Below are 14,085 nucleotides of genomic sequence, written 5' to 3'. Positions count from 1 at the left end.
TCACCATCCTTGGTGACATTATACGAACAAACGTTCTTATTTTGCAATTAAAAACAACCAAATTTTTTTCTAATGTTAATGGGAGTGCTTCAACTTTCTGAAAACAAATCGATATAAGAGGTATAGTTGTTTATTTTCCAATAAGTGGTTAATTGATAATATAAGGAGAGGATAAACGTTGATTGGTATAACAACCACCTTTAATAATCAGAAAATTAATGTGAATCAAAAAGCACATTCTCCTATGAATATGCTAAATAAAGAAATTATCAATAATTCCTCAAATATAAAATTAGATAAGCTTACCCTTTCTGATGCCGTAGGTTCAGAAGTAAATAAAGAAGTAAGCATAGAAGTTCATGAAATCAAAGATGAAAATCCAGTAAAGTTAGATTCTGATTATGATAAGTATTTTTCTGGATTTGTGGAAGAATTACAGGGGATTTCTAAGGAAGAAAAGAGTGAGCTTTCAGGATTCATAAAGGAGGCTATGACCAGAAGTGAAGATTTTTTTTCCAGCGGTTGGTCCAGCTCAAAAGAAAGCATGTACCATCTTCAAACTCAAGAAAAATTAAATTTATTAGCGGAAAAAGTTATTCCTGCTTCACAATCTGAAGCGCTAAAAGATTTGGCTAAGCAATTTACAGATGATCAATTGGAGCAAACGGTGGAAAAGTCGTTGCAAACCTATGAAATAATTTATAACCGAGACAAAGACAAAAGTGGACCGTTAGGAGAAATAGCGAGCCGATTAAATAGTGCTATACATTCAATACGAGAAGGAAGTCACATAACTCAAGTTGAACAAAAGCAATATGAAGGGTTGTTTGCTGAATTACAATCGTCAAGCATTTTTCAGGGTAAATATGAAGAGGTTATGAACGGTTACAAAGAAATACAGAAAGAGCAGTTAGGCGGGGCATGGAATAATAGAGCTGAAAAGAAGGTATCCGAAAGTATTAAGCTGCTTAGGGAGGATTGGAACGACTTTATAAACAATGTGGGTCAGCTAAATGATTATAAAGTGTCTACAGTTAATGAATCCCGAGTAGATATAAAAATTTGAATAAGTAGAAAAAAACACAAGGGATATATAGATATCCCTTGTGTTTTTTAGAAGGTACCTCGGAAATGCCCAGATACCAAAGCTGACACCTATTTATTGCGAAGTTTTTTCAAAAAATCTTCTGCAGTTTTCCTGGCTGATTTAGTTTCATCTTCTAGTATTACTGCGGATGTAACTCCACTTTGACTATTAAAAGCGACATGAAGAATGTCACCCTCCTTAACGGTAGGGGGTAATTCACCTTTCTTCACGTTCACGACAATGCTTTCGTCGGAACGAAAGAGGAGAACGGCATAGTCGCCTTCAAATTGGTCAACCGTATACTTACCGTCTGAGCTCATCAATTAATCCCCCTTGAGGGTCATAGAGTCTTGCAGTATCTCCGTTATTATCCCAGAGGTACGCTTTAGACCACTGTAAAACACTTGGGCGACTTTCATATGAATTCCTACCTGAAGTTACTGTGACTGTAGCGCCTTTCTTAAGCGTGTAGTTGCTTGGAAAGTAGTAGGTTTGGTTGCCGTCTACACTGACTAACTTCCAGCCATCCATAGAAATGTCGCGGCTATCAATGTTCTTAATCTTAACCGTTTCAGCATCTAGATCTAAGTTAGTAATATCAAGCTTTCCTGTGGTTGGTTCCGGATCTGGAATTGGATCAGGGTCTGGTTCAGGAGCTGGCTCCTCTGACCCGCAAGCTGATGGAGAGGAGCTTGCTGACATATTGTTACCGTTTGTTGAAACAACTACATCTTCACCATTCAGTTCCCAAATAGTTGAATAATCTAATCCAAGTCCTCTAAGTCTGTTAATTACTTCACTGTCAGGGTGTCCATAAGGATTATCAATACCTGCAGAGATAACTGCAAATTCAGGGGCCACTTCATTCAAGAACTTAGGTGTAGAGCTTGAACTTGATCCGTGATGACCTACTTTATAAATTTCCGATGAAACGTTGAAGCGTTCTACCATATTAGATTCAGCTTCTGCTTCCGCATCACCAGTCAAAAGATAATCCATATCGCCATAGGTTAGTTTGAGTGCAACAGAAGCATTGTTGTTATCAGAATAACCTTCGCCGTTATTTAGAACTTGAATATCGATAAGTGGATCTACATTCAAATAGGAACCAACCTTAGGAACCTTAAAAGGAATGTCCTTCTTATCAACAAGGTTAAGGTAATCTAGATAAGTTTGAGACGTGTGTGCTTTACCACTGTCTACAACTTGTTTAACAGGAAACTCGTTCAGTACATCAATTAGACCGCCAATGTGATCAGCGTCTGGATGTGTCGCTACTACAAAGTCCAAAGTTTTAACTCCATTATCCTTTAAGTAGCAAACCACATCATCGCCGGCACCACGTTTACCTGCATCAATGAGAATATTCTTGCCGTTAGGAGTTTGTATCAAAGTACTGTCTCCCTGTCCGACATAAATAAAGTGAACCTTCATATCACCAACGGTCAACAAGTTTGAAGCTATTTTGTTAGAGATTGCGTTGGTGCCACCTAGAATAAGAGCTTTACCATCGATAGTAGAAAGGTATTCGCGTGTTTCTAGAATCGTAGAAGTAGGGTGTGAGAGAACGATTTGCATGTCCAGTTTGTTAGCTAAACCAGAAGCGGCAACGGCGTCCGGATAATCTTCTGTTGTCTTACTTGTAGAAGTACCTCTAACAAGCAAGAAGTTTTTATTTGAGGTGCTCAGTTCTTTAGCAGCGTTGATGTTAGTAATGTAACGGTTCTTTCCAGAGATACGTTTAACTTTGATTCCTTTTTGCTTTAGAGAGGATTCGATACTTGGACTTACAACACCAGTACCACCGTAGATTGTAACTTCTTTGATATTGCTCGGTAAGCTAGCTGGTATTTTATCATCCGTCGAAAGATAAATGGGAACCTCATTTATAGCGGAGTAGCTGGATGCTGAAAGAGCATCTGCAACAGTAAGACCATTTACTAATATAGCTTCTGTCTTACTGGCCGTTCCTGCTTCTTTATTAATGGCAGCAGCCGTTTCAAAACGGTTTTTCCCACTTACTCGTTCTACGGAATATCCTTTGCCTTCCAGATCAGACAGGTTGGACAAGTGCTAATCCTGGAGAAATCAACGGTACCATCGCGGGTGAAATGAAAACCAATGACTATCGCTTTCAAACGGTGGACTATGGTGTAGGCTCCTCTTGGCACGGACCGGCAATTAAACAAGGGTTAAGCAGTCCTATAACTGATTTTCGTGTAGAAGCTAAAGTCACTTTCCGGAATACAGAGGCGGAAGACATCGGTCGAGTTGAGGTATATGGATTAGACGTCCATGGAAATCAACTCTTTAAATTGGCTATGAAAGACATTCTCGGCGGAAAAGTCCAATCCTTTGGGGAGGCAAGAGTAGGCGGCGGGGATACAAATCACTTCTTAATAGCTGAATCTGGTGACAAAGGCTGGGAATGGAATAACTTTGAAGGTGCAATGAGAATTGAACGAGAGGGACAGCAGTGGAAAGCCTATATTGCTCAAATTGTGGACTGATCATCAAGGGAAGTTTACTGCAGACCTTGCGCAGGTTGTTGTTCATACCGCACAGAACGCTACCTACCAAGCACCGAACCAAGGGGTTGATTCTCTCAGGGTAGAGAAAATCAATCAGCAGCCTTCGGGTATTCCTTATATCGCAGGACCTGGAGATCGGTTGGATATGCGGATGACTCTGATGGTAATGGTATGAGTAACTTTCCTGATGGTAAAAGCTACATTGGAATATCTCCTAACCAGACCATTCAGACAGAAGGCACCAATCCTTCCGATTATACCTGGAGTAAGTATGAAGGGCCCAAAGGGGATAAAGGAGACAAAGGGAGTACCGGGGAATCCGGACCAGAAGGACCTAAAGGAGATACTGGTTCACAGGGACCTAAGGGAGAAACGGGAAGTAGAGGGCCAACCGGACCCCAAGGCCCACAAGGTCCAGAGGGGTTACGTGGATTAATCGGTCCTGAAGGTCCAAAAGGCGACACTGGGAGTAGGGGACCATCTGGGCCAAAAGGGGGTACTGGTAGCAGAGGGCCTCAAGGAAATGATGGCCTACCTAAATACACTTGGATTAAGTATGCAGATACATCAAGTGGGTCTGGAATGTCCGACAGTCCAAGCGGAAAAGAGTACGTAGGGTTTGCTTACAATAAAAATACTGCTACAGAAAGCACCAACCCATCTGATTATCAATGGCAGCGAACTTTGGGTCCGACCGGTCCGCAGGAGCCAAAAGGAAATACAGGTTCTACTGACGTTTAAGGGAGAAGTTACACTTTACATCGGGCCCCTTTATTGATCCTTCCGGTGGAGCGTTACGGATGAACCGTGACTCGGCGAACTATACCCGACAGTTAATAAATCAGTATCAATGGTACTTGGATGGAAGCTTGTCCGGACGTTTGGTCAAACAAACTTCCGATAACGATCACCTATTCCTTGATATGGGTGAGGTAGGTTTGAAGTTCCTTAGCAGTGGATCCCAAGTACAAGTGCGGAATGGGGATGACAATTGTTATCGCTTAGGGCACATGTTTGACGAGGTTCCAACGCTCCTCCAGAGAGGAGACGTAATAGATTTATATGCTTTATCTGCATTTCAAACCAAAGCTATTCAAGAGCTAGTGTCCAAAATAAATCAATTAGAGGAGATGATTATAAGTGGAGGTAGTACAGTTTAATTCCCTAGAGGTTGCGGGATATTTAAGTGGTCGACTTGCCATGTTGGAGCACGAAAAAGCTATCCTGCAGGCAGAAAAGAACGCACTAGAAAGAAGGATAAATGAATTAGAGCAGAAAATTCGAACGCCGAGTAGGCGTCTTTTTTATGACCAATTTTAGGGGGGAGATCATGGATGAAAAGTATGGCAGCAGCATATCCATTCACGGATATGGGATTGTCGCTTCGTCTTTGGTCCGGAGCAGGTTCAGGTCTAGCTGCGACCGGTCTGTTTGAATGGGTGCAGCGAAGGTTCGGGCACACCACAAAAATTAAGGAGGACTAATCATGGCGAAACTGCTGAAACCAAGTGTGAGATGGAACGGAAAGTTAGTTGCTTTGGATGATGGGCACGGCATGGAGACACCAGGAAAACGAACCCCTTATGTGCTGGAGTTGGGAAGGCAAATCAAAGAGAATGAGTTCAACCGTGCCGTGGTGGCTATTCTTGCGGATTTGTTGCTTGCGAATGGTTTTCGGGTGCTGTTAATCGCCCCGACGGACACCGACACTCCTCTCATTTACCGGACGAAAGCTGCCAATGACTATGGCGCAAATATTTATGTATCGATTCACTATAGCGCGATGGGCACTAGCTTCAATTACTCGAACGCCAGCGGAATTTCTGTCCATATTTACGACGGGTGGATCACGGACACGACGAAACGTCTTGCGGAATGCGTTGGAAAGTATTTGCGCAGAGGAACCCAGCAAGTGTACCGGGGCATTAAGCGGAATAACTTCCATGTACTTCGCGAGTTTCACGGTCCAGCCATCCTTACGGAGAACGGTTTTATGGATGATCAAAGGGAAGCTTTATTGATGTTGGAGAAAAGCTTTCAACGGGAAGTCGCTACTGAACATGCCCAGGGCATCTGTGAATACTATGGAATAACTTACAAGGGGATTAAAGTGGATACTGATCCCATGAGTATAGGGTATCTGATGTCAGGGGGTGAGGGGGATTCCGTGAAGAATCTGCAGCGCTTATTGAATCAGATCGGGTACTCTCTGAGAATTGACGGTTCCTTTGGTCCCTCAACGGAGAAAGCCGTTCGGAGTTTTCAAGAAGCCTACGAGCTGACGGTGGATGGTTATTATGGTCCAGGTACCCAAGAAGTATTGGCGGAGGCAGTAGCAAGGGAAGAAAACAAATTGAAGGAGGAAGATAACATGGAAAAGAACGTATTTGTCGTCAACAGTGCGGTGGACGCGGTGACGGTAGCAAAGGCAGTGATTCGCAATAATGGGGCCGGAGCAATGCGGAGAGAGAAGAAGTATACGCGGAAGAAAATGTATATATCGTAGGTGGCGGGAAGTCCGGTTTGAAAGTTGGGAAAGGAGGGGTGGTAGATCTTAGTGGGGCAACATCTGAGGCGACAGCTGTGACTGTATATAAATGGTTTGACTTAATTTGAATTTTATAGAAACCAAGAAAAACAGATCTTCATAATCGATTAAAAATTTACAAAGCGAGTTTATTAATGCAATTTGAAAATAAAATGGGGCTTGATCCAAAATTAATGAACCCACGAATATTCGTGGGTTCATTGATTTTCAAAAGCTATTCATAAATATCATTCTTTTTTTTATTATTGACAGTCTTATATTTTTTATAAAGGACATAAATCAGATTGGCAATTACTAACAATAAAGAGCCAGTCAATGCACCGTAGATAGAAGGTAAATTAGGTAGATCTGAAAGGCTTGTTAGTTGGCCTGATATACTGACTCCTAGAAATATGCCGAGAGCCATAATGCTTAATTTCCAATCGGAATCTTGTAATTTTTTTTTCTTTTTCAATCTCATACTTCCTTTCTTGAGGTATTTTTTAACTACTTACAGGAAAATTCTTCGAAGGAAGGTATACTACCTTAATAATTGATGAAAAATTTGAAATATTTATACATTATGTTACGATATGTAATACGTTATTTCAAACAAAATAATGGAAAAAAAGGTATTTAATGAAAAGGTGGTGGTTTATGTAGCGCTAAAGTCTCACGACCGACGTTGTCTACAGTCTAAAGATAATATTAATAGGGGTGTTGAATTTGAAGAAATCACTAATGATAATGCTTATGTTTGTTTTAACTTTTAGTTTAGTTTCACCAGCTTTCGCAACTCAATCGTTAGATGGGGATGGTTCAAAAGAAACGGACGGTTTAAGTAAAGGAGAAAAGGAATCCATAGAAGGTAAGTTGCAGAATTTTAAAGTGGAAAAATACGCTGACAATATTGATGAAATATCGACTGAAAATCGAAAAATTATAAATGATACTATAAAGGATTTAGATATAGATAGTCCAGATACCTTAGCTCAAATTTCCGAGAAAAATGAAATGATAATTACAGCACCAGCATCTAAAGCGGACACAACGGTCGCTATTACAGATAATATCGTAGAAGTAGTAGAAAAAGTAGGTAAAAATGACTTTTTAATCAATGGTGAAAAAAACCATGTTGAAGTAACAGTAGAAACTGTAAAAGAGAGTCCGGGATTTAAAGAGAAAACTTCAGGTGTTGTATCAACCCAAGCGGCCGACAACTGGATTGAAGTTTCATATAGGTCAGGTCCATGGACTCACGAGTCTTCACATTGGATAGATGTTAATGCCGAACGGAATTTCTCAAAATATTCTGCTGCGGCTATGAGCAGTATTATTGGTGGCGCAGTAGGCTTGGCTTTCTCATGGTCTGGTTTCTTTGCCGGAGTTGCTGGAGGGATAGCTATAGGTATTGCTTATGATTTTATTAGTTCCGATGATTACCCTACTAATGCAGGGAAAATGTATCTAGCATCTTATAAGAATAGTCCTTATCCAACAGCTGATAAACGCGTGTATGCTAATGCATATGCTGTTTATAATGGTGATGATATCTATCTAGGTACTGATAATACTTATTATTATAAGTGTCTTGGATGTGGAGGAGCTTAATAAAAAAGAAAGAAAAATAACCGTTCATTCAATAAGATGAACGGTTGTTTTTCTTTCTATGTTCTTGTTTATAGCTAAAATCATTGGAAAGTAAGGTTATTCAAAAAGAAGGGTTCGGTCGATGTACCTTTTTATAGAAAGGAAAAGGTGTATTTTTTTGTGGTTAATTATCGAAAGATTGTGGAATTAAACGAAAACAAGGAATTTCATAAGATGAGATTTGAAGACCGTTGTACTTTAATTTTTAATTTAGAACATTCTCGGCGTATAAGTAATAAGCTTCAATGATTAATAAAAATGGCTACTTTTATTAATTCAAATTCTTCTACAGAGGAAGGAGCGCTTCTACTTAATCACAGTTGTACTGTTTTCTTTTGATATATTTTGTTTAATGCGAGAATATAGAGAGCCCCAATAGCTAAATAAAATAAAGTGCAATACAACATGAAATTATTGAGTTCCCCAGAAATAATTAATCTAACTGCAAAGAACCCAAATCCTAAAGCAAGATATCCAAAAGTAGAATATCTTATTGTCTTTTTAAAGTATTTTTTCATTTCCTGATTCCAAAGGACTTTTTTATTAACTAAAATATTTATCGTCCCGATCAAAATGGCAATAAGAAAGGGAAGAGTAGCAGATACATTAATAAAGCCAATAAGTATAGGAACGGATAACGCACCCAATCCTCCAATGCTAAAACCCGTGAAAACTTTTCTACTGAGGAATTTTTATTGACGTACAATTTTCATTATTATAGAAGAAACTTGGCAAACCAGAAAAGACTGGGGTAGTTGGGGCTGAAATTGGGGCAGTATTTCTTTATTATTGCCCCAATCATATTACTTTCCACCATTCTTAATCCTTAAAAACGTTGATTTAACAGGGTTTAACAGCAGCCCATTGTATATAATCATACCTACTTCAACAGCCTTCTAAGCTGTGGGTCGGGAGTTCGAATCTCTCCTGGGACGCTAACGAAAAAACGCTGAAACCTTTGCTGGACAAGGGATTCAGCGTTTTTTAATGTTGTCAGTATTTGGGACGAAATATAATCATCAAAAAAGAAACAATAACGTTTCCTAATAAGAGAGGTAAAGGGGCGGAGCTCTCCTTTACCATTTTAAATGCCTTTCTGGAAAATTATTGCTCACATGTTTGACTTAACAGCACCCCCTTTTATCTAAGTGTTTAGTCTATGGATGAAATGTAAAGTGGTATATGGATATGAAATACTCAAGGATTGAGACCCGAGCGTTCCTGCTCGTCATCGTTCAATAATCTCTGAACGACCAGCAGCTTGCCTTCTTTCATCCATTTAAACCCAAAAGTTTTCATGTTATTCTTTTAATGAGTAGGTAATATTTGGCTGAATCGCGAGGGGCGAACGCCATTGCGGCAGGACAGACTTTCCTGTTCTTTTTTTGAACACCATGCGAAAGAAAGATGAGGTAATTTGTTGAACAAAATGATGGATTGGTTAGGTGTCCTGGCTTTTGTCGGGTATATGTCTGCCTAGATAGTTGAGAGGACGAGTGAACCCTTCCGTTTCCATCCGGCCTTTTACGGCATGCTCTCTATGGCCGCCGTCTTTTCCTTTGGTTACAGGTATTACTTACGTTATGGCAGGAAATGGTGGGGAATGATCTACATGAGCATCACCGGCAAATTTTTTTCATTTCCCTTTTATGGACATTAGCATAAAGGTGTGGGTGGATTTTATGGGAAACCGCGCAACATCCCTGTCTATACAATGATTTGAGGAGCTGCCGAGATAAGAAAGGGTGTGTTGAAATGCTCGAGAGTATCAATCAGCTGGGGGTATTATTATTTCTCCTCTGCGGCTTTGCTTTCTATTTACATCTCCGTCGGATCAAGAAGAAAAGAGGGTTTACGTTTTACGAGCGAATCATGTATGTGACCGTCCAACTTGCTTATCTTCTGTGGGCGGGAAGTTACTTGTTGATGATGATCAGTGAAGCGTAATACATAAAAAACGAACAATGCTTTCCTTTTTAAGGAAGCATCGTTCGTTTTTTTATTTTTTGCGGCTATGATTGGCGGACAATAGCCCTATGAAAATGGTTATCCCATACGTCCTGTAATTATTTTTATATAGCAACGTACCTGTTGGGAATAGTGGATGGCTCTGGACGATTGGATGTCATAGAAAACGCTGTCGAATTTCCGGAGAAGGGATGGTGCATGCTTCTTTCTTTCCGAACCAGCGGTAACGATTTTTGGCGATATACTTGTAAACGAGATCCCGCAGCGGCTTCGGAATGAGAAGCAGGCCATAGGCTAACTTCCACCCGCCATTCAATTTACCAGCGATACGCAGCGCCGCTCCCGATTGATCGAATGCTTTACTGCCGTCGATCAAGATCAGACTGTCCAAATCTTCGCTTACGTTATGCTCAGCCATCAATCGACGGCCGGTATCACTCTGCTGGGATGCGAATCGAAAGTGAGCTTTAGTATCCCGTTTAATAATGAATTGGACGCTTTGGTCACAGAAGTTACAGTCCCCGTCAAATAGAACGATCATAACAATCCCTCCTTCTATGATCAGTGTAACACGGAACCCATATGCCATGCGCAAAAAATTCTTACCTTGCTTTTGGAGTGGAGTCACTCGCTGTCTGTTCCTCATACCTTATGCATGAGAGGAGTGATTTGCGGTGATGGCATTAGCCTATGTTCTTATTGGTACGTTTTTCTGCTTCTTTCAACGGGAGCCTGTTCATGCCGGTAAAGAAGAGCAGACCGTATATATGTTCTACATGCTGGCATGGCTTATATTCTGGCCGTTCTTACTGATATGGAAGTTGTTCAAAGGGAAATAACGGCAGATTGCTCGGATTTTTACTCGTGTTTATCCTGAAGGACGAGGGATATTAAGAGTGGCCTCAGGCCGAATGATTAGAGGAGTGATCGTAATGGAGAAGAAAAATGTCCAGTGGCTTCCGGTTATTGCATCAATCGGTATCGGAGCAGCTACGTACAGCATGATGACAGGTCAGGCGGGACAGCTGCAGAAGGTCATACCGACGCTCAGCAAAATGTCCGGACAAATGCAGAACGGTTCCAACTCTTATCAGTAAAAGAATCAGGCAGGTATTAATACCTGCCTGATTTTTCATCTAAAAAACGCCATTTCCTGCCGGGGAGGAATGACGTTTGGTGTGTATTCGTGTATGTTAATTTGCATGTACGGGCAATTCGATAGAACGCTTGTCAATTTCCTGTGTGACGAGGTGCAGGAATTCATCATCTAATTGAAGTTTCACGGACTCCAAATACGTCTCTAATAATGTTTGATCATCTAGCAGTGACAAAACCATACAGCTCCTTAAATGATTTAATTCGGTGTTTTTTTATTCACATTTACTTATTCTAACAAAAAAAACGGAATCATCATGAGTCTTTAGTCTTATTTTCGAAAAGGTTTATACATATTGAGATATTATCTTGAAATAAAATTGTGGACGCATGGAGAGGAGTGTCTGCTTTTGTCATGTCTTCTCATAAGCCGTATGATAAAGGAAAGTCAGTCACATTTTTCGATCGGTTTCTTTGAGTTTCTCTTCTTTATCCGATAGTATTACTAAACAGGTTCATGGATGGTATGAAAAACAGGTTTGAAACATACGGATTAAGGAAAGACTGAGGGGAAGTATGAATTCCAGGGAAGGGTGCCTTATGGACAATAAGAACGGGAATCTAGTAATGTTTCCCAAATGGAAAACAGCGTTGGAACGAGTTGGTATGGAAGCTCTGAAAGACAAGCGTTACGAGGAAGCGGCGGAAGCCTTTGAACCGCTTGCGGAATATGGCGTAGCTTCTCATGACATTAATACAGGGTTGTTAATGAGCTGGATCGAACTCGGAAAGTTCGATGATGCCGAATCGTTATGTCATCAGTTAATGAAAGAAGAACATGACCAGTACTACCACTATCTACATATTTATATAACAGTCCTGTTCCAGAGCAGCAGGTATCAGGAGATCGTGGATCTACTGGATGAAGTATTTGAAGCAGAAGACATTCCGCATCAAAGCCGCACACAGCTCTGGCAGATGTATGAAGTGAGTGGTAAACTGTTGGAAGATCAACAGAAGGAAATAGGCAGCAGTCTTATGGAAGATTTTCGATCCGCAATGGAAAATGAGGATATACATAAGCAATGGCAAGTCATGGAGCAAATGAAGAACCAGCCGTCTGCTCCTTATATAGAAGAAGTTGAGCCGGTATTGCAGAATGATTCTGTCCATCCTGTCATAAAGTCAGCGGTTATTGAATGGTTCCGTGATGAAGAAGTGGACAAGGAAATGACAGTGGTGAAGTTCGGTCAGGAAATGAAGATAGTTCCGGCTGAATTGACACAACTGCACTCGGATTACATCATTAAACAGATCCAGATGCGTCTTGGTCAGGTAGAGCAGAATAATCCATCTATGTATGAGATGATCAATAAACTGCTTTTTCATTACTGCTATGTCCGTTATCCGTTTTTCCCGGATGAGGAGGAAGTGGTTCTGTTGGTGGAGGCGCTGAAGCAGCTTGGACACGAGTACCTGCAGCTTCCTTACGAACCGCAATACTCTTCGGAGGACGTTGCCAAGTACAAGGAAGAAGTGGAGATTTGCGAACAGCACTATATGATGATTGCAGGGGAATGAAAAACACCCGCTAACCGAACAGTCCCTCCTTGAAAGCCAGGGGGATTATGTTATAATGTAGTGGTTGCAAACGAGATTCGTATGTATTCAGAGTCATAGAATCATTAAACCATCGTCCTCTGGACGAAAATGAATGAATAGATGTTGGAGGGAATTTTTTATGTCAGTAAAATGGGAAAAGCAAGAAGGCAACCAAGGTACACTAACAGTAGAAGTACCGGCAAGTGAGTTCGATCAAGCACTTGACCAAGCCTTCAAAAAAGTAGTTAAACAGGTACAGGTACCTGGATTCCGTAAAGGTAAAGTACCACGTAAGCTGTTTGAACAACGCTTCGGTGTGGAGTCCCTTTATCAAGATGCTCTTGATATCGTTCTTCCAAAAGCATACGCAGAAGCTGTAGATGAAGCGGGTATCGAGCCTGTCGATCGTCCGGAAGTAGATGTGAAGCAGCTGGAAAAAGGCCAGGACGTTATTTTCACAGCGGAAGTTACTGTGAAGCCTGAAGTGAAGCTTGGCGACTACAAAGGCCTTGAAGTGGAAGAAGTGAATACAGAAGTAACAGATGAGGATGTTCAGAACGAATTGACTCAACTGCAGGAGCGTCAGGCTGAGCTTGTCGTTAAAGAAGAAGGCGAAGTAGCAAACGGCGATACAGTCGTTATGGACTTCGAAGGATTCGTTGACGGAGAAGCTTTCGAAGGCGGCCAAGCAGAGAACTATTCTCTTGAAATCGGTTCTGGTTCCTTCATCCCAGGCTTCGAAGAGCAGTTGGAAGGTAAGAAAGCCGGCGAAGAAGCAGAAGTGGAAGTTACATTCCCTGAAGAATACCATGCAGAGGATCTTGCTGGTAAAGCGGCTACTTTCAAAGTTAAAATTCACGAAATCAAAGCGAAGGAACTTCCTGAGCTTGATGACGAGTTCGCTAAAGATGTCGATGAAGATGTCGAATCTCTAGAAGAACTAAAAACAAAAACACGCGAGCGTCTGGAAGAGCAGAAGAAAACAGAAGCAGAAAATAATAAGCGTGAAACACTTGTGAACAAAGCATCTGAAAATGCAGAAGTTGAAATCCCTGATGCAATGGTTGATACAGAACTTGACCGCATGGTTCAGGAATTCGAACAGCGTCTTCAAATGCAGGGCATGACGAAAGACATGTACTTCCAGTTCACTGGTCAGGACGAAGATGCACTTCGTGAGCAGATGAAAGAGGATGCTGCGAAACGAGTGAAAACGAACTTGACGCTTGAAGCGATTGCTAATGCAGAAAACGTTGAACCGACAGAAGAAGACGTTAACGCTGAATTGGAAAACATGGCTTCTATGTATCAGACAGATGTTGCTCAGCTTACTCAAATGCTCGGCGGCAGCACAGATATGATTAAAGAAGACTTGAAAGTCCGTAAAGCGATCGACGTTCTAGTTGCAAATAGCAAAGCAGAATAATAAACCGAGAAGACAAGGTGCATCGTAAGTGCCTTGTCTTCTCATATATATCTGGGAAACAGGTATAGGCGTATCACATTGTGGAGAAGATGATTGATACTTCTCTCTGTTTTTACATACAATAGTAAATGTACTCTATCGTTTGACTTATCTGTCCCATATCTACATAATGAGGGTGGTGCTATGAGTGGATCGCACA

The 14,085-nt window shown here is 41.1% G+C and carries 17 protein-coding genes and 1 pseudogene; 12 read left to right on the top strand and 6 right to left on the bottom strand.

Annotation, left to right across the window (positions count from 1 at the left end):
* Nucleotides 1–178: 178 nt before the first annotated feature.
* Nucleotides 179–1,066, top strand: coding sequence for a hypothetical protein (locus M662_RS12875; RefSeq protein ID WP_026577136.1), 888 nt, complete (start codon nt 179–181; stop codon nt 1,064–1,066).
* Nucleotides 1,067–1,155: 89 nt separating this feature from the next.
* Here M662_RS12875 and M662_RS12870 read toward each other — a convergent pair whose 3' ends face one another.
* Both M662_RS12870 and M662_RS12865 read right to left on the bottom strand, forming a co-directional pair.
* The gene (locus tag M662_RS12870; protein ID WP_035387965.1) at nt 1,156–1,407 is read right to left on the bottom strand and encodes a DUF3006 domain-containing protein; all 252 of its coding nucleotides are present in this window, start codon (nt 1,405–1,407) and stop codon (nt 1,156–1,158) included.
* Entirely contained in the window at nt 1,391–3,157 is a 1,767-nt protein-coding gene (locus tag M662_RS12865) for a cell wall-binding repeat-containing protein (RefSeq protein WP_051348849.1), read from the bottom strand. The genes M662_RS12870 and M662_RS12865 overlap by 17 nt, the downstream gene beginning before the upstream one ends.
* Before the next feature lie 41 nt (nt 3,158–3,198).
* Here M662_RS12865 and M662_RS12860 point away from each other — a divergent pair, with 41 nt between their 5' ends.
* From M662_RS12860 to M662_RS12840, 5 genes and pseudogenes are all read left to right on the top strand, one after another.
* Nucleotides 3,199–3,597: a hypothetical protein gene (locus tag M662_RS12860; RefSeq protein ID WP_026577138.1), complete on the top strand. Its 399-nt coding sequence runs from the start codon at nt 3,199–3,201 to the stop codon at nt 3,595–3,597.
* The gene (locus M662_RS12855) at nt 3,578–3,793 is read left to right on the top strand and encodes a hypothetical protein (protein ID WP_026577139.1); all 216 of its coding nucleotides are present in this window, start codon (nt 3,578–3,580) and stop codon (nt 3,791–3,793) included. The genes M662_RS12860 and M662_RS12855 overlap by 20 nt, the downstream gene beginning before the upstream one ends.
* A 12-nt stretch (nt 3,794–3,805) precedes the next feature.
* Nucleotides 3,806–4,054, top strand: coding sequence for a hypothetical protein (locus M662_RS19585; protein WP_236096567.1), 249 nt, complete (start codon nt 3,806–3,808; stop codon nt 4,052–4,054).
* Nucleotides 4,055–4,964: 910 nt separating this feature from the next.
* Nucleotides 4,965–5,102 (top strand): annotated as a pseudogene (locus M662_RS12845) (holin); the annotation flags it as partial.
* A 2-nt stretch (nt 5,103–5,104) separates the two neighbouring features.
* Entirely contained in the window at nt 5,105–6,124 is a 1,020-nt protein-coding gene (locus M662_RS12840; protein WP_051348850.1) for an N-acetylmuramoyl-L-alanine amidase, read from the top strand.
* A 256-nt stretch (nt 6,125–6,380) separates the two neighbouring features.
* Here the strand turns inward: M662_RS12840 and M662_RS12835 are convergent, their stop codons facing one another.
* Complete coding sequence (locus M662_RS12835; protein WP_026577142.1) at nt 6,381–6,620, bottom strand: hypothetical protein; 240 nt, start codon at nt 6,618–6,620, stop codon at nt 6,381–6,383.
* Between the two features lie 251 nt (nt 6,621–6,871).
* Between M662_RS12835 and M662_RS12830 the strand changes: the two genes are divergently transcribed.
* Nucleotides 6,872–7,756 (top strand): hypothetical protein, encoded by an 885-nt coding sequence (locus M662_RS12830; protein WP_026577143.1) that lies wholly within the window; start codon nt 6,872–6,874, stop codon nt 7,754–7,756.
* A 353-nt stretch (nt 7,757–8,109) separates the two neighbouring features.
* On the opposite strand, the gene M662_RS12825 is transcribed toward M662_RS12830, so the two are convergent.
* The gene (locus tag M662_RS12825) at nt 8,110–8,442 is read right to left on the bottom strand and encodes a hypothetical protein (RefSeq protein WP_051348851.1); all 333 of its coding nucleotides are present in this window, start codon (nt 8,440–8,442) and stop codon (nt 8,110–8,112) included.
* Nucleotides 8,443–9,550: 1,108 nt separating this feature from the next.
* On the opposite strand from M662_RS12825, the gene M662_RS12820 reads away from it, so the two are divergent.
* Complete coding sequence (locus M662_RS12820) at nt 9,551–9,742, top strand: hypothetical protein (protein WP_008635098.1); 192 nt, start codon at nt 9,551–9,553, stop codon at nt 9,740–9,742.
* Between the two features lie 178 nt (nt 9,743–9,920).
* Here M662_RS12820 and M662_RS12815 read toward each other — a convergent pair whose 3' ends face one another.
* On the bottom strand, nt 9,921–10,310 hold the full coding sequence (locus M662_RS12815; protein WP_152522197.1) for a thiol-disulfide oxidoreductase DCC family protein: 390 nt from the start codon (nt 10,308–10,310) through the stop codon (nt 9,921–9,923).
* 127 nt (nt 10,311–10,437) lie between these two features.
* Between M662_RS12815 and M662_RS12810 the strand changes: the two genes are divergently transcribed.
* Nucleotides 10,438–10,602 carry a hypothetical protein gene (locus M662_RS12810; RefSeq protein WP_162129296.1) on the top strand — a complete coding sequence of 55 codons (165 nt, stop codon included), beginning with the start codon at nt 10,438–10,440 and terminating at the stop codon, nt 10,600–10,602.
* 93 nt (nt 10,603–10,695) lie between these two features.
* Entirely contained in the window at nt 10,696–10,860 is a 165-nt protein-coding gene (locus M662_RS19480) for a hypothetical protein (RefSeq protein ID WP_193743873.1), read from the top strand.
* A 96-nt stretch (nt 10,861–10,956) separates the two neighbouring features.
* On the opposite strand, the gene sda is transcribed toward M662_RS19480, so the two are convergent.
* Nucleotides 10,957–11,100: a sporulation histidine kinase inhibitor Sda gene (sda, locus tag M662_RS12805; protein WP_081694870.1), complete on the bottom strand. Its 144-nt coding sequence runs from the start codon at nt 11,098–11,100 to the stop codon at nt 10,957–10,959.
* Between the two features lie 358 nt (nt 11,101–11,458).
* Between sda and M662_RS12800 the strand changes: the two genes are divergently transcribed.
* A complete protein-coding gene (locus M662_RS12800) occupies nt 11,459–12,439 on the top strand; it encodes a tetratricopeptide repeat protein (protein ID WP_026577145.1) in 981 nt (326 codons plus the stop codon).
* Nucleotides 12,440–12,599: 160 nt separating this feature from the next.
* Complete coding sequence (gene tig, locus M662_RS12795) at nt 12,600–13,886, top strand: trigger factor (RefSeq protein ID WP_008635094.1); 1,287 nt, start codon at nt 12,600–12,602, stop codon at nt 13,884–13,886.
* The last annotated feature ends 199 nt before the right edge of the window (nt 13,887–14,085 follow it).

The sequence above is a fragment of the Bacillus sp. SB49 genome, assembly GCF_000469135.2.
Lineage (GTDB): Bacteria > Bacillota > Bacilli > Bacillales > Halobacillaceae > Halobacillus.
This window is presented reverse-complemented; position numbering and strand designations above follow the sequence as displayed.